This is a genomic window from Herbaspirillum lusitanum (assembly GCF_046025995.1).
In the GTDB taxonomy this organism is placed as follows: Bacteria; Pseudomonadota; Gammaproteobacteria; order Burkholderiales; family Burkholderiaceae_D; genus Herbaspirillum; species Herbaspirillum lusitanum_A.
Genome location: NZ_JAQQFM010000013.1, coordinates 59,636 through 79,547, shown reverse-complemented (window position 1 = coordinate 79,547; position 19,912 = coordinate 59,636). Strand labels below are relative to the sequence as shown.

Annotated in this window: 17 protein-coding genes; 5 read left to right on the top strand and 12 right to left on the bottom strand. The window is 58.8% G+C overall.

The window, feature by feature from the left end; genetic code table 11:
• Window positions 1-11: 11 nt before the first annotated feature.
• Entirely contained in the window at window positions 12-692 is a 681-nt protein-coding gene (locus tag PQR62_RS23495) for a dienelactone hydrolase family protein (RefSeq protein ID WP_408160495.1), read from the bottom strand.
• Window positions 693-759: 67 nt separating this feature from the next.
• Window positions 760-1,488 carry an SDR family oxidoreductase gene (locus PQR62_RS23490; protein ID WP_408160494.1) on the bottom strand — a complete coding sequence of 243 codons (729 nt, stop codon included), beginning with the start codon at window positions 1,486-1,488 and terminating at the stop codon, window positions 760-762.
• A gap of 302 nt (window positions 1,489-1,790) precedes the next feature.
• Here PQR62_RS23490 and PQR62_RS23485 point away from each other — a divergent pair, with 302 nt between their 5' ends.
• From PQR62_RS23485 to PQR62_RS23465, 5 genes are all read left to right on the top strand, one after another.
• Window positions 1,791-2,078, top strand: coding sequence for a helix-turn-helix domain-containing protein (locus PQR62_RS23485; RefSeq protein ID WP_408160493.1), 288 nt, complete (start codon window positions 1,791-1,793; stop codon window positions 2,076-2,078).
• On the top strand, window positions 2,075-3,376 hold the full coding sequence (locus PQR62_RS23480; RefSeq protein ID WP_408160492.1) for a type II toxin-antitoxin system HipA family toxin: 1,302 nt from the start codon (window positions 2,075-2,077) through the stop codon (window positions 3,374-3,376). The genes PQR62_RS23485 and PQR62_RS23480 overlap by 4 nt, the downstream gene beginning before the upstream one ends.
• A 249-nt stretch (window positions 3,377-3,625) precedes the next feature.
• Complete coding sequence (gene tauA, locus PQR62_RS23475; RefSeq protein WP_408160491.1) at window positions 3,626-4,624, top strand: taurine ABC transporter substrate-binding protein; 999 nt, start codon at window positions 3,626-3,628, stop codon at window positions 4,622-4,624.
• Entirely contained in the window at window positions 4,597-5,418 is an 822-nt protein-coding gene (locus PQR62_RS23470; protein ID WP_408160490.1) for a taurine ABC transporter ATP-binding protein, read from the top strand. The genes tauA and PQR62_RS23470 overlap by 28 nt, the downstream gene beginning before the upstream one ends.
• A complete protein-coding gene (locus PQR62_RS23465) occupies window positions 5,418-6,332 on the top strand; it encodes an ABC transporter permease subunit (RefSeq protein WP_408160489.1) in 915 nt (304 codons plus the stop codon). Before PQR62_RS23470 ends, PQR62_RS23465 begins: the two co-directional genes overlap by 1 nt.
• Window positions 6,333-6,471: 139 nt before the next feature.
• Here the strand turns inward: PQR62_RS23465 and PQR62_RS23460 are convergent, their stop codons facing one another.
• From PQR62_RS23460 to PQR62_RS23415, 10 genes are all read right to left on the bottom strand, one after another.
• The gene (locus PQR62_RS23460; protein ID WP_408160488.1) at window positions 6,472-7,572 is read right to left on the bottom strand and encodes an ABC transporter substrate-binding protein; all 1,101 of its coding nucleotides are present in this window, start codon (window positions 7,570-7,572) and stop codon (window positions 6,472-6,474) included.
• 44 nt (window positions 7,573-7,616) lie between these two features.
• Complete coding sequence (locus tag PQR62_RS23455) at window positions 7,617-8,432, bottom strand: class II aldolase/adducin family protein (RefSeq protein WP_408160487.1); 816 nt, start codon at window positions 8,430-8,432, stop codon at window positions 7,617-7,619.
• 16 nt (window positions 8,433-8,448) lie between these two features.
• Window positions 8,449-9,795 (bottom strand): LLM class flavin-dependent oxidoreductase, encoded by a 1,347-nt coding sequence (locus PQR62_RS23450; protein WP_408160486.1) that lies wholly within the window; start codon window positions 9,793-9,795, stop codon window positions 8,449-8,451.
• Between the two features lie 62 nt (window positions 9,796-9,857).
• Window positions 9,858-10,679, bottom strand: coding sequence for an NADPH-dependent oxidoreductase (locus PQR62_RS23445; RefSeq protein ID WP_408160485.1), 822 nt, complete (start codon window positions 10,677-10,679; stop codon window positions 9,858-9,860).
• 72 nt (window positions 10,680-10,751) lie between these two features.
• Window positions 10,752-12,881 (bottom strand): TonB-dependent receptor, encoded by a 2,130-nt coding sequence (locus PQR62_RS23440; RefSeq protein ID WP_408160484.1) that lies wholly within the window; start codon window positions 12,879-12,881, stop codon window positions 10,752-10,754.
• Between the two features lie 181 nt (window positions 12,882-13,062).
• Window positions 13,063-13,872, bottom strand: a complete 810-nt coding sequence (locus tag PQR62_RS23435; protein WP_408160483.1) for a class I SAM-dependent methyltransferase — start codon at window positions 13,870-13,872, stop codon at window positions 13,063-13,065.
• A gap of 254 nt (window positions 13,873-14,126) precedes the next feature.
• Window positions 14,127-15,227, bottom strand: coding sequence for an ABC transporter substrate-binding protein (locus tag PQR62_RS23430; protein WP_408160482.1), 1,101 nt, complete (start codon window positions 15,225-15,227; stop codon window positions 14,127-14,129).
• Window positions 15,224-16,582: an LLM class flavin-dependent oxidoreductase gene (locus tag PQR62_RS23425; RefSeq protein ID WP_408160481.1), complete on the bottom strand. Its 1,359-nt coding sequence runs from the start codon at window positions 16,580-16,582 to the stop codon at window positions 15,224-15,226. Before PQR62_RS23425 ends, PQR62_RS23430 begins: the two co-directional genes overlap by 4 nt.
• 17 nt (window positions 16,583-16,599) lie before the next feature.
• On the bottom strand, window positions 16,600-18,837 hold the full coding sequence (locus PQR62_RS23420; RefSeq protein WP_408160480.1) for a TonB-dependent receptor: 2,238 nt from the start codon (window positions 18,835-18,837) through the stop codon (window positions 16,600-16,602).
• A 296-nt stretch (window positions 18,838-19,133) separates the two neighbouring features.
• Window positions 19,134-19,904: an SDR family oxidoreductase gene (locus tag PQR62_RS23415; protein ID WP_408160479.1), complete on the bottom strand. Its 771-nt coding sequence runs from the start codon at window positions 19,902-19,904 to the stop codon at window positions 19,134-19,136.
• Window positions 19,905-19,912 lie beyond the last annotated feature (8 nt).

Here is a 19,912-nt window from a genome sequence, read left to right as displayed (position 1 = left end):
GTCGTTGATCCTTAAACCATCGTCGCGCGTTTGTAGAGATCCAGTGTTCTTTGCCGAGCCAGCTGCGCGCTTGAGGCATCAAAATCGGAACGACGATCCGAGTTGAAACCATGGGCGGCGGCGTATGTCCAGATTTCAGCTTCAGGGCGCAACGCGCGCACCGCTTGCACGCGATCAAGAGGAATTTCCTGATCAAATTCTCCGAAATGCAAGGCCACCGGACATTGAGGTGTTTCGTGCGCGAGATCAGGAATGCGTGAGCCGTAGTAACAGGACGCGCCGCTCAATTGCGGCAGGCGGCAGGCGCAGGCCCAGCTGACGGAGCCGCCGTAGCAATAACCAAGCATAAAAACGTGGCCGATTTTAGCGAGTGCTTCGATGCAAATCTGCGCATCGCTGACAGCTTGATCCATGGAATGCTGCTTCACCAAATCAATGGCCCTGGCGATATCCTCCGGTGAATAAGATAATTGCAGGCCCGGTGCTTCGCGATCAAAAATCGCCGGCGCCCACACTTCATAGCCCTCTTCCGCGAAGGAATCGCACTGCTCGCGGATGTGCGCAGTCAGTCCGAAAATCTCCTGAATCAAAACGATTCCACCACGTCTTTCACCTTTTGCAGGGACGCGATAAACCTCAATGTGCGCGCCGTCTCGCATCGCCATTTTATGAATCTGACCTGCACTCATCATTGCTCCCTTTTCTTTCTCATTTTTTCAAATCGGTGAAACGCCGGGCCGGTAGCCCGGCGCAAAAACGCTACCAGGCCAGCACTTCGCCTTCATGGAAAAAGCTGCCAGTGGGGCCGTCTGGCGGCAGCAAGGCCAACTGCACACAGGTCCTGGCGCCTTGTTCCGGCGTCATTGGCGCGTCTACGCCATGCAGATCGGTTTTAACAAAGCCCGGATGCGCAGAATTGACTTTGATCGCGGAGTCTTTCAGCTCAAACGCCAGATGAATCGTCCAGGCATTCAATGCCGTCTTTGAGATGTTGTACGCCGGGATTTTGAAACCGTAAAAAGCCGACGCCGGATCAACATTGGCGGCCATTGAACCCAGAACGCTGGAGACATTGACGATTCTGCCCTGCGCAGATTTCTTGATCAGGGGAAGGAAGGCCTGCGTCACGGCGACAACACCGAACAGGTTGGTATCGAAGGTGGTTTTCCAGGTCGACAGGTTTTGTGCGGACGGCGCCTGATCAAATGCGTCGAGCATGACGCCGGCATTGTTCACAAGAATATCGATATGCCCGTGGCGGGCTTCGACATCTGCAGCCGCCTGTTTGATACTTTGTTCGTCGCTGACGTCCAGTTTGATTGCTTCGGCACTGAGTCCTTGCTTGACCAGGGCATCAACTGCAGCCTGCGCGGCAGCAAGCTGCCGGCTTCCGAGGATGACATGGACATCGGCTTGCGCGAGCTGACGCGCAGTTTCCAGCCCGATCCCTTTGTTCGCTCCGGTGATCAGCGCAATAGTGTGGGTCATTTCATTTTCCTGTCTGTGGGTTAAGTGACAGACGGAAGATAAAGCGATGACCTTCATTAATCCAATCGATCTGAAGCATTCACAGAATGCATATTTTCGATACAGATCAGGACCGGCATGCAAGCTGCTGAGCGCGTTTCATTATCTTGCATGGGAGAAACCGAACATAGTGATTGCAATCGTCAAATATGTATGAATACATAAATATGATAGCTATAAATTGATGTTTTCATACATATCATGTAGATTGTATTCATATGCAAACGTACATATTCATGTTAAATATTAACGTATAGGTACATATGAATATCATTGATCAACTCAAGAAGCGTCGTGAAAACCAGGGCAAGACCTTGGACGATCTGTCGCAACTCACGGATCTGGCCTCCACCACGATAAGCCAGATACTCAGCGGCAAGCGCAATTCCAGGATAGGCACATGTGAACTGCTCGCCGCCGCCATGGACGCCCAGCTGGTGTTGATTCCAAATCATCTTATGCCTGAAGTGAATCGTCTTCTTTCCGGCAAAACCATCGGTCCCGACGACGTCCCGACCGCGGCTGAACTCATCTTGCGAGGTGGCGCTTGAGCAAGGAACTGAGGCCGCGATATCTGGAAGTCTGGTTGCAGGGCCAGCACGCTGGATGGCTCTGCGAAGCCGGCCGTGTGACGCGTTTCGTGGCCTCGGAAGCCTATCTGACGAATCGCGGGCGTCTGACACTTTCCGCATCGATGACAGCGCCAGGGATCGAAGCCGTGACGCAGTCGATTCTGGGAAACCATTTCAACCCGGCGATCTATCGCGAACGCGGTGAGTTGCCCCCGTTCTTTGCGGGTTTGATGCCTGAGGGCGCATTGCGCAAGCGCCTGGCCGCCACGCGCAAGGATGAACGGGATATGGACGATTTCGGCATCTTGGCCGCCGCCGGCGAAGACTTGCCGGGCGCCGTAGTGGTTGTGCCCGCCAATCTGGATAAGCTGACCCAGTCGGCTCGTGCCTTCGGGGTAACCGGCGGCGCCGACAACCTTGAGTCTTATGTGCCGGAAGCAGCCGCAGAAGGTGCCGCATCACTTTCGGGTGTGCAGGACAAGCTGGCCTTGTCCAATGCCAGGAACGGGCAGCGCTTCTGCATGCCGGTCAAGGGCACGCTGTCGGACCTGATCGCGAAGCTTCCACTCAGCCACGACGACTCGCAGGTCATGAACGAATACGTCTGCATGCATCTTGCGCAGCTGGCAGGCGTAGAGGTTGCCCATTGCCGGCCTGAGCGCATGGAGGCAATGGAAGACCATCCTGACCTGGTCGAGGCTTTAGGTGCGCAAACGCGGTTCCTCGCGGTGGACCGCTTCGATCGAACTCCTGCAGGACCCGTCCACATGGAAGATGCATGTCAGATGCTGACATTGATGCCTGCGCAGAAGTACGCCGGTCGCAGCCAGTTCGTCACGTTTATCGCGCTGTTGAACCGACTGAGCGTCAAAGGCATTACTGACGTGCGCCAGATGTTCATTCGTCAGGCAGTCAATACGCTGCTCGGGAACTCGGATGCCCACCTGAAGAACTTCAGCGTTCTGTATCGCGACGGCATCAACCCGGCATTGTCGCCGGCCTATGACATCGTCTGCGTCTCGGCGCTGCCTGGCTTCCGAGGTTTTGCCACCAATGTGGCCATCGACAAGATGCAACGTGCAGAGACACTCGATACCTATTCTGAGGTCGCCAAACTGGCAGATGTACCCCATGGAATCGCCACGGCCGCGGTCAGACAAACCGTCGCCCGGGCGAAAGAGTTGTGGCCAAAGGCGCTTCAGGATATGGATATGCCGGACCCGGTCCGCGTGGAAATCCTGGACCGGTTAAAGACCTTGCCGCTGGCGGCGCAGTAGTATCAGACCGGCATAGCGTGGTTGAATTTGGCATCAGCTGCGCAACTATATTTGCGCGGACGGTATCGATCGCTCCCGGGCGATTACCAGAAAGCATTTCATCCATAGAAATGTGCTACGGCGACTCGCAGACACCGCAGTCATTCCCGCACAAGCACGGTGCGCTTATATGCATAGCCGGAAATATTCGTATTGCTGCAAAAATCCGACTTCTATACTCAGACGCCTATCCACTTGTCCGTCAATACAATGAAAAAAACTCTGCACGCTCTGATATTGGCCGCCTCGGCGGTGCTGATGGGAAATGCCGTCGCACAAAGCAAGGAAGTCGTCATCGCTTACCAGGACATGGTGGTGCCATGGCGTTATGCGCAAGACGCACAGAATCTGGAGCAGAAGACCGGCTACAAGATAAGCTTCCGCAAACTGGCCAGCGGAGCCGATGTGATCCGTGCACTGGCATCTGGCTCCGTGCAGATCGGTGAAGCGGGTTCGGCACCGATTGCCTCCGGCCTGTCACAAGGTCTGGATATCGAACTGTTCTGGATTCTGGACAACATCAACGATGCGGAAGCGCTGGTCGTGCGCAACGGTAGCGGTGTGAAGACGCTGGCAGATCTCAAGGACAAGCGCATCGCCGTGCCGTTTGTCTCGACCTCGCATTTCCACACCCTGCTGGCGCTGGAGAACGCCAGGGTGGATACGCGCAGCGTCAAGATTCTGAACATGCGTCCACCCGAGATTGCCGCAGCGTGGGAACGTGGCGACATCGACGCTACCTTCATCTGGGATCCGGTTCTGGCCAAGGTGAAGAAAAGCGGACAAGTACTGATTACCTCGGGTGATATCGCCAGGCAGACCGGCAAAGCCACTTTTGATGGCATCGTCGTCAACAAGGCATTCGCTCGTCAGAACGACGTTTTCCTGACCGAGCTGGTGAAGACGCTGGCTGCAACCGACGAAGACTATCGCCGTAACAAGGCCGCCTGGACTGCAGATTCACCCAAGGTAAAGGCGGTTGCAAAATGGTCGGGCGCGGAAGCGGCCGAAGTGCCTGCAAGTCTTGCGCTCTATGAGTTTCCCACACTGGAACAGCAAGCTTCAGCGCAATGGCTGGGCGGTGGTGCGGCCAAGTCGCTGGCGGCGACGGCAGCATTTCTGAAAAGCCAGGGCAGCATCCAGACAGTCCTGCCCGATTACAGTACGGGAGTCAACGCAACATGGGTACGCAAAGCCGCAGCACGATAGTCCGCAGCGCGACGCAGACAGGCGGCCGGCTGGACATACGCCGGCTGTCGGTTCGGTTTGCCTCCGCATCGCAGAACGAGGCTTTGGCCTTGTCCAGCGTTGATCTGTCGATCGCTGCGGGAGAGTTTGTGGTCGCCCTCGGCCCGTCCGGCTGCGGTAAAACTACGCTGCTGAATTGCCTGGCCGGTTTTGTGCAAGCCTCGCAAGGGGACGTATTGCTCGACGATGTCGCTATCACCGGGCCCAATCCGGAGTTGGGGGTGGTGTTTCAGAAGCATGCCTTGCTGCCATGGCTCAACGTCGTGGACAACGTGGCGCTGGGATTGCGCTTTCGCGGTATGCCGCGCGGCGAACGCAATGCTGTCGCGCTGGATAAGCTGCAACTGGTGGGACTCGGGCAGTTTGCGCAATCTCCGGTCTATCAGTTGTCCGGTGGCATGCAGCAGCGTGTCGGTATCGCGCGCGCCCTGGCCAACGACCCACGTGTGCTTTTGATGGACGAACCCATGGGAGCGCTGGATGCATTGACCCGCGAGTCGGTGCAGGAGTTGTTGCTGGAGGTCTGGAGGCAAACCGGGAAGACGGTTTTTTTCATTACGCATAGTGTGGAAGAAGCAATTTTTCTGGGTTCCAGAGTGATCGTCATGTCGCCGCGTCCAGGGCGTATCGCGCACCAGTTTGAGCTGCCCTTTTCGCATGACTATCTGGCCTCGGGAAATGCCCGCGCCGTCAAGTCCTCACCGGATTTCATCGCATGGCGCGAACGACTGCTGCAACTGGTGCATGCCCCTTAATGGCCTCTTCCGATATGACCTCCCGCACCTCCTCGCCATCCACCGCCGACGCCATTGACGCCATTGACAACGATGCCGTCTCCGCGCCCCTCCTCCCCGCTGCGACAACACGGTTACCCCCCGCGCGCGTTTACCCGCGGCCCGGCAGTGGCAAAACGCTGGGTGTAACCGTTGCCACTATCATCATCTTGTTTCTGGGCTGGTGGCTCATCACCGCGCGCGCTTGGGTAGCGCCACTGTTTCTGCCCTCGCCGGCCGCTGTGTGGAATGCGGCAGTGCAGGCCTGGAGCGGCAATGTGCAGGGCGGTCTGCCGTTAATTCAACATCTGGCATGGAGTCTGCTGCGGGTCTTTGGCGCCTTCGTGCTGGCAGCCATCACTGCGGTGCCGCTGGGCCTGCTGATGGGCACCAGCCGTATCGTGCGCGGCATTTTTGATCCGCTGCTGGAGTTCTATCGGCCGCTGCCACCACTGGCTTACCTGCCATTGATCGTGATCTGGTTCGGCATCGATGAGACAGCCAAGATTCTGCTGATCTATCTGGCCTGCTTTGCGCCCATTGCGGTTGCAACGCGCGCCGGCGTCGCGGGCGTGCTGTCGGAACAACTGCATGCTGCATTGTCGATGGGCGCAAGCAGCTGGCAACTTCTGCGGCATATTTTGCTGCCGGCGGCCCTGCCTGATATTCTCACTGGCCTGCGCATTGCCATCGGTTTCGGCTGGACCACGCTGGTTGCAGCTGAAATGGTGGCGGCTACGGCCGGGGTTGGTCAACTGGTACTGAATGCCTCCAATTTCCTGCGGACTGATGTTGTCATCATGGGCATCGTACTGATCGGCATCGTGGCCTATCTGTTCGATCTCATCATGCGTCGTCTGGAACAGAAGCTGGTCCCCTGGAAGGCGCATCGCTAGTCTTGTTTTGACGACCCAACGCCAATGGCAAGACTGTCCCGAACGCATTTTTTCCTGCGCCGGGCTCGATCAGCAAGCGCTTGCTCCGCCACGCTTTCCTGCAATCGATCCCATTAGATTCGCACTAGACATCTCGCCTCTAGTTTTGCGGCGTACCGCTTTCATCCAGTGCGTGCCAATAATTTTCCAGCTTCAACTCCTTGAGCGCCGCGTTGAGATAGCGACGATCAAACCATTGCTCGACATCGAACTTGGCGCCGCGCAGCAATCCAAGCGTAGCCGCCTCTTCCACCGTGGCCTTGTACCGGTCGACATAGAAGGCATCCATCAGCGGACTCACCTTTTCGCCCAGCGGCCGTTCGGCGCCATAGTCTTCTTCGGTATTGGAGCGCAGCGAACGATCTGAAGTCCAGAGTTCGAAGACTTCCTGGCGATTTCTGGGATCCGACATCCAGCGCGCCGTCTTCACGATCACCTTGACCACGCGGGCGGTGGTTTCCGGATATTTCTCGGCAAACTCTTCCCGCACCAGAAAGCCGGACTGAGCGGTTAGCAAAGGTGAGCCGCGCGTCGAATACACGATGCGCGCCAGACCTTTGTCGCGCAGGGCCAGCAGATCGGAGGCGCCGAACAGTGCATCGATATCGCCTGCCGCCAAGGCCGGCGCGGATGAGGCCGGATCGAGATAGATCGAGCGTATATCCTTTTCGCTCATGCCATGCGCAGCAAGAATGCGCATCACCTGCAGGTGGATGTAATTGCCCTTGAAGTAGGCCACCTTCTTGCCGCGCAAGTCCTCTATCGATTTGATCGATGAGCCGACCGGCACGGCCAGATAGGCATTGGCCTGCTTGACCGATGGCAGGATCAGCCTGGTCTTCAGCCCGGCCGAATAACCGATGACCGACATCAGATCGCCCTGTGCGGCAAAATCCAGCTGCTTGTTCGCGAGCGCCTGGCCGACCATGGGCGCACCGCCCTTGAAGGTCGGAAACTCCAGCCTGACCTTGTCCTTGCTGAACTCCTCTTTCAGCCAGCCCTTGTAATTGGCGACGCCGACGATGACACCGCCGGTCAGCACGCTCTTGGCAAAACCGGCCGGCGAACCAAAGCGAATCACTTCAGGCGGTGTTTCCGCTGCGGCAGCGGGATGGGACATGGACTGCGCCAGCAAAAGCGTGCCCGGCATCAGCAGCAGACCGACGATATGGCGTACAGCAGGAAGAAAAATGGATTTCATAAGATGGCAACAGTGGCTGGAGATCTGGCGCGTGACTCGGCTGCTCAATCGAGCAGGTCCGGTTGTTCGCGCACGATGGACTGGAACATCGGCTGGAAATTCAGCCAGCCGATGTAGGGCTGAAAGCGCTGGGAAATTTCTTCCGCGTGCTGGTGATTGATGCGTTGCGGGGTGCCGACCGCTTCCGCCAGCAACTGCGCCTGCGCCGCCTTCTCCATGGAGATGAACAGATAGGCGGCTTCATCGACGCTCTGGCCCACCGTGAGGATGCCGTGGTTCTTGAGCAGCAAGGCGCGATTCTCGCCGATGGCATTGGCCAGGGTATAACCCTCACCATGCTCATAGCTGTCGTAGATCGCATGCTTCTGATAGAACACCGAAGACTCCGCCGACAGCGGATCGAGCAGGCGGCCCAGCGATGACCACGCGCGTCCGTGCACCGAATGCGTGTGGGCGGCGGCAATCACATCCGGGCGCGTCTTGAGGATCGGAATATGCAGCACCGTGTTGCCGCGATGAATGAAGCGCGTATTGCCCTCGACGATCTGGCCGTCGAAGTTGTACAGCACCAGATCGCTAGCCTTGATCGAACCAAAATCGGTGGCGTAGGGATTGGCCCAGTAATGGTCGGTCTTTTCCGGATCCCGCACCGAAAAATGGCCCATCACGCCTTCCTGAAATCCCAGTTTCGAGAAAATGCGAAACGCGGCGGCAAGCTTCTGTTTGCGATGACGACGTTCGTCTTCCACGCTGGCAAACACCGGTTGCGGCGGCCGCGCTATGGGCGTGGGAGCCGTTGGATTCGCCAAGAGCGTCGATGGCGCTGCAGGCTGCGGAATGAAAACTGGCTGGCTGCTCATGCTTGCTCCTTTGAAATCAGGCGCTGACTGCCACGCCGGCCTGAGGGCTTTGCGTGCGCAGTGAGGTGTAGCGATTGGTCGGATAGGCTAGGCCGAGGTTGCCGCGCAAGGTGTCGGACTCGTACTCGGCGCGGTAGATGCCGCGTTCCTGCAGAATCGGAATGACGCGATCGACAAAATCCCTGAGTCCGCCGCCGATAATGAAGCCATCGACGATGCCGGTTTCAAAGATGGATTGCACCTTGTCCGCCACCTCCACCGGCGTGCCGACGTAATCACCTTTCGGCGTCGCCACGCGCAAGGCCAGTTGCCGCAGCGTGAGATTCTCTTCCTTGGCCATTTTCAGATAGAGCTCAGCGGTGGACTTGAAGCTGTCCTTGCCGATATCGCCCAGTTCGGGCAAGGGCTCGTCCAGCGGAAACTGCTTGAAGTCGAAGAAGCTGAAGAAACGGCTCAGCACCTTCAATGCCTCATCGATGCTGACTGACTCAATCAGTTGCTGATACTTGTACTCTGCTTCTTCCTTGGTATCAGCGACGATGGGCGTGATGGTTGGAAAGATAAGAATGTCGGTCGCAGCTCGCCCATAGGAAACGGCCTTGCTTCTCAGCACATTGGAGTAGACGGTCGCCCGGGCCAGATCGCTGTGACGCGAATACACGCCGTCTGCGGTACGCGCCGCCAGATCAATGCCCTCCTCCGAGCCGCCGGCCTGGAAGATGACGGGACGCCCCTGCTCCGAACGTTCCAGATTCAGCGGCCCCTGCACCGAAAAGAACTCACCCTTGTGATTGAGCGTGTGCATCTTGTCGAAATCCACGTACTGGCCGCTGTCCTTGTTGCGTACGAAAGCATCGTCTTCCCAGGAATCCCACAGGCCTTTGACCACTTCCAGATATTCGTTGGCGATCCGATAGCGCACGGCATGTTCATGCAGACGCTCGTGGCTGTGGTTGCGCCCCAGGCCTTCCAGCGCTGAGGTGACGGCATTCCAGCCGGCTCGCCCGTGGCTGATCTTGTCCAGCGACGCCAGTTGCCGCGCCGTAGTGAACGGCTCGCTGAACGAGGTCGTAAACGTCCCTACCAGACCTATATTTCTGGTGACCACCGCCAGTGCCGAAAGCACCGTGGCCGGTTCGAAGCGACTCAGAAAATAGGGAATCGAATCCTTGGTGATGTAGGCCGAATCGGCAATGAAGGCAAAGTCGAACAGGCCGCGTTCAGCGGTCTGTGCCACCTGTCTGTAAGCCTCGAAATTGACGGCGCCGTCGGCCAGCGCCTCGGCAGCTTTCCAGCCGCCCGCACCGTTCGGAAAGCCTGAGCCGAAGGTGCCGAATCTGATTTTTCGTTTGAGCTGTGTCATGTGATTTCCTTGATGCGAAGTCTTGTAGAGAGATATCGGTGTGCACTGCCTGAAAACCGACGCTATTTCAATGCGAAGCCCTGCTCGGACAGCGCGGTGCGCAGCCGGTCGCGTCCCTTCAGGCTGGCGGCGTCGTGCAGTCGCTCCACGATCTGTTTGCTCCAGTCCACCACCGGCAATTGCTGCTCTGCATAAAAGGCCTGCATGCGGCGGTCGTAATCCGCGGTCTCCTGCTGCACCGGCCGGCGCACGTATTGCTCCCGGTGCAGGACGGCCGCCTGCGGCAGGCGCGGCTTGACCGACGCCGGACGCTGCGGATCGGGTCGCCCTATGCACAGGCCGAACAGTGGAAATACGCCGTTGGGCAAGCCCAGCTCCTGCGCCACTTCGCCCGGCTTGTTGCGCAAGGCGCCGATGTAGACGGTGCCGAGTCCCAGCGATTCGGCCGCCGCCACCACGTTCTGCGCGGCCAGTCCGGCATCGATGGCGCCGGTGAGGAAGGCGTCCAGATAATCGGTGCCGTCGGTGGCAATGCCTTGCGCCAGCCCATGCCGGCGTACGCGCGAGACATCCACCAGCCAGGCCAGAAACAGCGGCGTCTCGCGGATATGCGCCTGATTGCCGGCCAGCCCGGCGAGACGCTCCTTGCGCTCTTGTGTTTCAACCGCGACCACGCTCCACAGTTGCAGATTCGATGAATTCGGCGCCGACTGGGCCGCCGCGATCAGCAGATCCAGGGTGCCGGGCGGCAAGCGCGCCGGCAGAAAATGCCGCACGCTGCGATGCGCCAGCAAGGTTTCAAGCACGGGATTGATCTGATCGGCACCGGCTGCGATGTCCGCCGGGCCTCCGTAACGCGCGTTCAGCAAGTGATTCAAGGCCATTGTTCTCTCCAGATACTCAGTTGTTTTCATTCCTCGCAAGCGAGCTCGCTGGCTTGCGGGTTGCCGCTTGCATCAGAAATCGCGCCGCAGCGCCAGCCGTATCGTGCGCGGCGCGTTGTAACGGGCGGAATAAACGTTCACCGATGGCGTACTGACGAAGTTGAGCGGATAGGTGCGGTCGAACAGGTTGGTCACTTCCAGCGAAGTGGTCCAGGCCGCATCCTGGCTGGTGTAGCTGCCGCCCAGGTTGACGTAGGTTTGCGCCGGCGTGGTGGTGGCGCCGGCGTTATCCACTGCGGTGTAAATCTGGCTCAGATAGCGCGCCGACGCATTCAGCCTGATCGTGCCGGCATCCTGCAGCGGAATCTTGTAGGCGATGCGCGTGCCCAGCGTCAGCTTGGGCGAGAACGGCAAGGTCTTGCCCTTGTAATCGGTATTGGCGGCGCCGGTGGGATTGGAGAATTCATCGAACTCGGCATGCAGCACCGCCGCCGAAAAATTGAACTCCAGCCGGCTGCTCGGATACACGCTCGCTTCCAGTTCGGCGCCGTAAGTGGTGGCCTTGCCGGCATTGACCGTGACCGAGGCAAAGATCGGCACGCCGTTGACCACCGGATTGGCCACCGCCGCCTGATAGCCGTCGAACTGGTTGTAGAACAACGCGACATTGGTCTTCAGACGGCCGCCGAAAGAACTGGCCTTGGTGCCGATTTCATAGGAAGTGACCTTCTCCGGCGATACCGGCACCTGCGCGATCTGCAGCGAGGCCGCCACGGGGTTATAGCCGCCGTCTTTCTGGCCGCGCGTCACGCTGGCGTAGGAGAACAGATCGGGATTCCATTGATAATCGATGCCGAGTTTCGGGGTCCACGCAGTGGAAGTCGTCTTCAGATCGCCATTGGTGCTCCAGACCGTGCGCACATGATCGTAATTGACGTTGGAGCTGTAACCGAAAGCGCTGTAAGTCTGATCGAAGTGATTGAAGCGCAGACCGGCCGTCACCCCCAGCTTCTCGGTCAGCTTGTAATTGCCCTGCGCGAATACGCCGTAACTCTGGTTGTCCACCACCGAACCGGTGCCGCTGTAGACCGAGTTGGTCCACTGCGGCCGGTCGACCGAGAAATGTTCATTGAACAGCACTGCGCCCAGCGTGTAATTGAAACGGCCGTAATCGGCGAGCAGCTGAAACTCCTGCGAAAACTGATGCTGATCAAGTCCGAGAATGAAGCCCGAGGTGGCCGTCGGCAGGCCGTCGCTCAGATTCGGCGCATACATTTCGCGGAAGCCGCGATAGGCCGTGATCGACTTCAGCGTCAGCTTGTCGTCCAGATTTTTGTTGATGCGCAGCGAGGTGCCCCAGATATTCACATTGCCCTCGGGCCGCTTTTCTTCGTACGAAGTGCGCGGATCGCCGCCACGGTAATTAATCGGCGAATAGTCGCCGTTGCTGGAGCCGTCGTGCGTGCCGTCGATGGACAGGATCGCTTCCAGACCGGGCGAAGGCGTCAGCCGGAACTTGGCGCGCAACTGATCCACCGAAACCGAATTGGTGTTGCGTCCCAGCGTGGGGTTCTTGGTGTAGCCGTCGTCCTGCTCGTGCGTGTAGGCCACGCTGGCCGACAGGATGCCGGGATTGATGGCGCCGGTGGCATAGCCCTTCACCCCGAGCGCGCCGTAGTTGCCGGCCGATACGCTGACCCAGCCGCTGCGCTCGTCGACCGGATCTTTCGACACCAGCTTGAAGGCGCCGGCGCTGCTGTTCTGACCGTACAGCGTGCCTTGCGGCCCGCGCAATACTTCGATGCGCTCGACATCGGCGAAGCTGGCATACAGCTTGTTGGCCCGAATCCGGGGGATGTAGACATCATCGACGTACAGGGCGACGGCCGGATAATAGGTCGGACTGGACGTGCCGATGCCGCGTATGTACAAGGTGCCGGGAGTCGGCACCGGCGCCACGAAGCCAGGCACCTGGCCGGACAGATCATTGAACAGCAGGATGCCGGGCTTGACGATATCTTCCTTGTTCACCACGCTGACGGCGACGGCGGTCTTCTGGATATCGGTTTCGCGGCGTTCGGCGGTCACCTTGACCTCCGGCACCGTGAAACTGCCGGAGGCATCCGGTGCGCTCTGCGCGAAGGCCGGTGCAAACGACAGACCATACAGGGCGGACAAGGCGCCCCAGGTCAAAAGACTCATTTTCTTCAATTTGAAGGCTTGCTGTTTCGCTGGCGAAGGACGAGTTGAGCCAGCCGGCTCCTTGCGCACGGACATCTGTTTTTCCCCTGAGATAGGTTTAAGGCTTTGAGTTTTTTGGTCGCGTACCGCTGGCCGCGATCAATTATTAGCTTCGTCTGTTCATCGAATTGCCGATACCGGCTCAGACGAAGCGTGGGTTGTTGCGACGAAATATCTGCACCACGATGTTGTGCGGCACGAAGAATTTTTCGGGCACGGTGCGATTCAGTATTCGCTGCAATTCGGAATCAAAGGCGCGTGTATCGTCTTCCGACAAGGCCGCGCCTATCCATTTGCTGGCGCGGAATCTCCCGCGCCAGCTCTTATGTGTGAACGCAATGTTCTCTGTGTAGCGATGATAGGTTTGCAACTGAAAACTCTTGGCAGACCATTCCGGAATGACGCCCCAGTGCGCCACGCGTTCTTCGCTGTGAAAGCCCAGGAATGAACGGTTGAAATGCGATACCAGCTCTTCCGTGGCGCGCACGATATCGCTGGAATCCGACTTCCAGATGATGTGGCTCAGCATCAGCACGCCATCCCGATGCAAGTAATTGCCGATCATCTTCAGGATCCGCTGACGGTCAAAATAGTCCCAGCACATGCTGGCCGTAATCACATCAAAACGTTCGTTGCCCAGATCGATATCTTCTGCCGGCGCCACGATGAAGCGGATATCAAGCCCGTCCTTCTCCGCCATGCGTCTTGCAGTAGCGATCTGGCCCGGAGAGATGTCGACGCCGGTCACGAAGCTATGCTGGCGCGCCAGCGGGAAAGCCAGGGCGCCGGTACCGGTGCCTATATCCAGAATCTGCTGCCACGGCATGCCGATACCGAACTGCCGTATCAGCCTGAAAAAACTTCCGGGATAACCGCGTCTGTGGATGATGTAATCGTCCGACGTCACATCCCAGTTCAACGCCACTTTCTCTTGTCCATCCTTCACCAGCATGCATTGCCTCCGTCCTAGCTCACTCAATTCAGGACAGATTGCGTTGCGCTCCGGCCCTTCGGGTTTCATCGCCGCGACTCAGTTGCGCTTTGCGATCGAAGCAATATAGGGGAATGAAAAACGATATAAAACGAATTATTTAATATGCCTTTATGACGCTTTCAGATATGCGCGATTGAGCAATCAAGCCGCTCTGGGGCTGCGTCGTATCGATAAAACAGATAAGCATGCTTGATTTCGTAGTTAGCCCTAGATCAGCGTCGATCCGGCGTCAGCTTCTCTTTCTGCGCGGCCTGTCCGGCTGGCAGCGGCTGCCAATAATCTTCCAGCTCTTGCGCGCGTAACGCCTGCCGGAGAAAGCGCGGCTCTATCCACTGCTCGATATCGGTGGCGGGTCCACGCAACAGACCCAGCTTGCCGATCTGTATCTGGGTTTCCTTGTAATGACGGATCAGCAAGGGATCCAGCAGCGGGCTGATGCGATCGGCCCAGGGACGATCTGAAAAATCTTCCACAAAGTACGTCGATGCACGCACCGGCCCCATGCCCCAGATCTTCACCGCTTCGTCGCGATGTTCGGGCTGCGAAACCCAGTGCGCGGTGCGCACCAGCACATTGACGAAACGTTGCGCCAGATCGGGATGCTGCGCCAGGAACTCTTCGCGCACTACCAGCGCATTGTAGGAAGTCAGACCGGCCGGGCCGCCCCGGGTGCTGTAGACAATACGGGCCACGCCGCTGTCGCGCAGGGGCAGCAGCTCGAGAGAACCGAACACGGCATCGACATCGCCCGTGGCCAGCGCCGTTGCTGCGCTGGACGGATCCAGATAGACCGAGCGGATATCTTTTTCCGCCAGGCCGTTGGCGGCCAGAATGCGCAACACTTGCAAATGAATCTGATTGCCCTTGTTATAGGCTACACGCTTGCCGCGCAAATCCTTGACCGAGGCAATCGTCGATTTCAGCGGCACCGCCAGATTGGCATTCACCAGCTTGTCGAGCGGAAAGATGATGCGCGTCTTCAGTCCGGCGGAACGACCGATGATGGACAAGAGATCGCCCTGCCCGGCCAGATCGATCTGCTTGTTGGCCAGCGCCTGCCCCACCGCCGGCGCACCGCCCTTGAATCCGATGAACTCAAGCTGAATGCCGTCCTTCGCGAACTCTTCCTGTAGCCAGCCCTTGTAACGCGCAACGCCCGGCACGCCCCAATAGACCTTGTCGCGCAGCGTCCAGTCAGGGGCGCCATAGCGAATGATCAGCGGTGCAGCGCTGACGGCGCATGCGGGCCAGAATGTTGCCACGACTACGGTCGCGACCAGACTCATGCTCAAGCGCTTCAGCAAGCTGATCACGCGGCTTGCTCCGGGCGTTTTCTGGCCGCCGTGTAGCGATTCTCGGGATAGGACAAACCGAGGTTGCCGCGCAGCGTGTCCGATTCATAGTCGCTGCGAAACAGCCCGCGCCGCCGCAAGATAGGCACGACCTGATCGACGAAATCGCGCAGGCCTTCGGTCTGTACATGCGGATAGATGATGAAGCCGTCCACCGCACGCGCTTCAAATAGTTCTTGCATGCGGTCTGCCACGGTTTCAGGCGTGCCGACGAATTCGCCTTTGGGATTGGCGGCGCGCAATGCCAGCTGGCGCAGCGTCAGATTTTCTTCGCGCGCGATACGCTTGTAGTATTCCGCCGTGGAGCGGAAGCTGTCCTTGCCGATATCGCCAAGATCGGGCAAAGGCTGGTCCAGCGCAAACTGCGAGAAATTGAAGAAGCTGAAAAAGCGTCCCAGATATTTGACGGCCAGATCGATATCGAGATAAGCGCTGGTCTCGGCATATTTACGGTCGGCCTCGGCCTGGGTCGCCCCCAGGATGGGCGTGATCGAGGGCATGATCAGGATGTCTTCGCTGGCGCGATTGTATCTGGCAGCGCGGCGTTTGATGTCGGCATAGAATTCGCGCGCCTCGCTCAGCGGCGTGTGCGTGCCGTGATTGGAAAAGACGGCATCGGCTTCGCGCGCCGCCAGCTCACGCCCGGTGTCGGAAGCGCCGGCCTGAAATACCACCGGCCGGCCCTGCGGCGAGCGTTCCATATTCAGCGGCCCTTGCACCTTGAAGAATTCGCCCTGGTGATCGAGCGTGTGCATCTTGTCGAAATCCACATACTGGCCGCTCTCCTTGTTGCGTACAAAGGCATCGTCTTCCCATGAATCCCACAGGCCCTTGACGACATCGATGTATTCGCTGGCGATGCGATAACGCAAGGCATGCTCATGCAATTTGTCGTGTCCGTGATTGCGCGCCACCCCTTCCAGCGCCGAGGTCACCGCGTTCCAGCCGGCCCGCCCGCCGCTGATCTTGTCCAGCGAGGCCAGCTGCCGCGCGGTGGTGAACGGCTCGCTGTACGAGGTGCTGAAGGTGCCGGCCAGGCCGATATGCGTAGTGCATGCCGCCAGTGCAGACAAGGCCGTAATGGGTTCGAAGCGGCTCAGGAAGTACGGCGTCGAATCACGCGTGATATAGGCCGAGTCGCCATTGAACAGAAAGTCGAACTTGCCGGCCTCGGCGGTTCTGGCCACCTCCTTGATGAACTCAAGATTGACCGGCGCATTTGCCGGCGTGCTGTGATGGCGCCACGCCGCGATGTTGGAACCCGGGCCGATCAGAAAGGAGCCCAGCTTGATCTGCCGTTTTGCTGTGTGTGTCATGGATGAATCCTTCCAGCTTAAAAGTCGCGGCGCAGGCCGAGCAGAATCTGACGTTCCGGGTTATAGGTCACGGCATACAGATTGAGCGAGGGGTTATAGGTGCCCGGCAAGACATAGGTCTTGTTCAGCAGATTGCGCACCGACAGGGACAAGGTCCATGCGCCATCTGCCGTGGTGTAGGCGGCGCCGGCGTCGATGAAGGTCTGCGACGGATACTTGGTGCTTTCGCGATAGGCCGTGATGTCGGAATACGATTCGGTCTGATAGCGTGCGGTACCGGTGACACGCAGCACGCCGGCCTCTTTCAGCGGCAGCGCATAGGTGCCGCTGAGGGCGGCGGTCAGCTTGGGCGCATTGGGCAATTCCTTGCCGTTGAGATTGGTGGCGGAGGAGCCGGTAGGATTGCTGAACTCATCGAACTTGGTGCGCAGATAAGTCAGCGAAGCGCGGCCGTCGAAACGCGTGGTCGGCTTGAATGCCGCTTCCAGCTCGACCCCGTAGGTATGCGCCTTGCCGGCATTGGCAATCACGCTGCCGGTCACCGGCACGCCGTTGATGACGGGATTGGTGATCGAGGCCTGATAGTCGGTGTAGTCGTTATAGAAGAACGCCGCGCTGGTTTTCAGACGACCGTTCCACGCATTGTCCTTGATGCCGATCTCATAGGCGGTGACCTTTTCGGTATTGATCGGAATCGCCGCCACCGCCGCGTTGCCGGGCGCCGCATTGAAGCCGCCTGAAGTCTGGCCTTTGGACCAGCTGGCATAGGTCAGCAGATCCGGCGTCCATTGGTAATCGAGGGACAATTTCGGCGTGGCTGCGTTATAGGTCTTTTCCAGACCGTTGACGCCAAAGGTCTGCGCCAGTTGGGCGCGGTTGATGTTGCTGCCATAACCGGAAGCATCCATGCCCTTGGTCTCGCGATTCAGGCGCAGGCCTGCCGTCACCCCCAACTTGTCGGTGATCTTGTAATTGCCCTGGCCGAAAATGCCGACGCTGCTGGTGGTGTTGTGGCTCTTGAGAATCGAATAGGCGTTATTGGTCCACGACAGGCGATCGACATTGAACACTTCGCGATACAGCGACAGCCCGGTGATGAAGTTGAAGCGGCCGTAGTCGCCCAGCAACTGGAATTCCTGCGACAGTTGTTCCTGATCCAGATCCTGGGTAAAGCCGAAGATGCGCGTGGGCGCGACGTCATAATCGGTCGGCATGGTGTACTTGAAGGTGCGCCAGGCCGAGATGGAACGCAGACTGAGATTCGGATCGAGGCGCGCATTGAGTTTCAGCGACAGACCACCGCCCTGATAATCCTGGGTCGGATTGACATAGGCGTAGGCATCTCTGCCCGCGCCCGGACGGAAACGCGGATCGGGCGACAGCACATAGTCCTGCTTGAACTGCATGGCGTCGATGGAGAGTGTGGCATCGAAGTCGGCCGATGGCGTCAGACGGAAGATGGTGCGCAACTGATCGTTACGGGTGATGCCGACATCGCTGTTGGTGGTGTAGTTGTGTATCTCGCCGCCCTTCTGATCATGCTGATAGGCCACGCTGGCGCTGAGCAGGCCGGGCGTGATCGGCGCGGTCGCATAGCCGCGCGCTTCGACCGCACTGTGATTGCCGGCGGCGACGCTGACCCAGGCCTGCTTCTGATCGCCGGGCTGCAGCGAAATGAACTTCACGGCGCCGGCGCTGGTGTTTTGTCCGTACAGCGTACCTTGCGGGCCATGCAGAATCTCGATGCGCTCCAGATCCGGCAGGCTGCCGTAGAAGCCGCCGCCGAAGGCGCGCGGAATGTACACATCGTCGAGATACAGACCGACCGAAGGATTGCCGATCGGGCGCGAAGTACCGATGCCGCGAATGAAGACCGCTGTGGTGCCGTTGTACGAGGAAGTCGGCGTGGAGACGCCCGCCGCCAGACCGTTCAGATCGCCAAGCCGGCGCAGGCCGCGCTGATCGATTTCGTCGGCCGAGATCGAGTTGACCGCCACCGGCGTTTTTTGCAGACTGGTTTCACGACGCTCGGCCGTCACTTTGACGTCGGGCACGGTCACCGCATCGCCGGCGGCGTTGCTGCTCTGGGCATGGACTGCCATTGGCAAGGCCAGCGCGCCCAGCGTGGCCATCAAGGCGCTGTACGAAATACGGCTGACTCCCTGCAACGACTGAAAGTATCGCGCCAGGTGCGCCTGCCCTGCACTGCGCTTGCTGTCCATGTCGCGCAGCACTGCGGCTACGGCGCTTGCCATTGTTGTTCTTTTCCCCGCGATTGCTTGCAAAACTCTTCTCCCTATGAGGTTGTGCCGACCACGCGCCATCAACGACGGCAGCAGTGGGAGCGAAATGAAGAGGCGATTCTAGAAGCTCGTCCGAGCCCAGTGAACGAATATAAGCAAGCGAAGATATGCAGCTTGCGCCTTTGCACCAAGTCAGTTTTTCATATGCGAAAACCGACAAAGTGCAGCGGTGAAAACACAGCTAAAAATCCTTTCCGGAAATAAAAAAAGGCCTGCATGAAGCAGGCCTTCAGGATGCTCGGCCGAGCTTAGCGATACAGCCTGCCGCCATCCAGATTGATCACGGTTCCGCTCAGATAGGCAGCGCGCGGCGACGCCAGAAAGGCGGTCAGCTCCGCCACTTCCTGCGGCTCGCTGAGCCGGCCGAAAGGCAGATCGGTCAGCAATTCCTGCCAGCGGTTTTCATCGCCGTACCTGGTCTCGGCCTTGGTGCGCAGCAAGGTCTCCTGACGCTGGGTGCGCGTCGCGGTGGGATTGATGCCGACCACGCGCACGCCCTTGTCGACGCTACGCGAACCGAGCGCATTGGTGAAAGCAATCAGCGCGGCATTGCCGGCAGAGCCGCAGATATAGTCGTAATCATTGGCGACCCCGGCCATGCCGATGATGTTGACGATCACACCTGCGCCGCGCCGGCTGAACTGCTCATACACGATGCGGGTGAGATTGATATAGCCGAATACTTTCAGCTCCCAGGCCTGGCGCCAGCGCTGCTCGTCGATCTGCGTCAGCGATCCGCCCGGAATCGCGCCGGCATTGTTGACCAGGATGTCGATATCGCCGACCTCTTCCGCCAGCTTGGCGACCGATTCGGATTTCGACAGGTCATGCGCATACCACGCGGTGCGAAATCCATACTCGTGGTGAATATGCTGTGCCGCATTTTCCAGCTCGTCCGGGCTGCGCGCAGCGAGGTGAACTTCAGCACCGAGCGAGGCCAGCGTACGGGCCACGGCCAGACCTATGCCCTTGGATGCGCCGGTGATCAGCGCGCGTTTTCCCTGCAGTTCCAGACTCATGCTTGTCT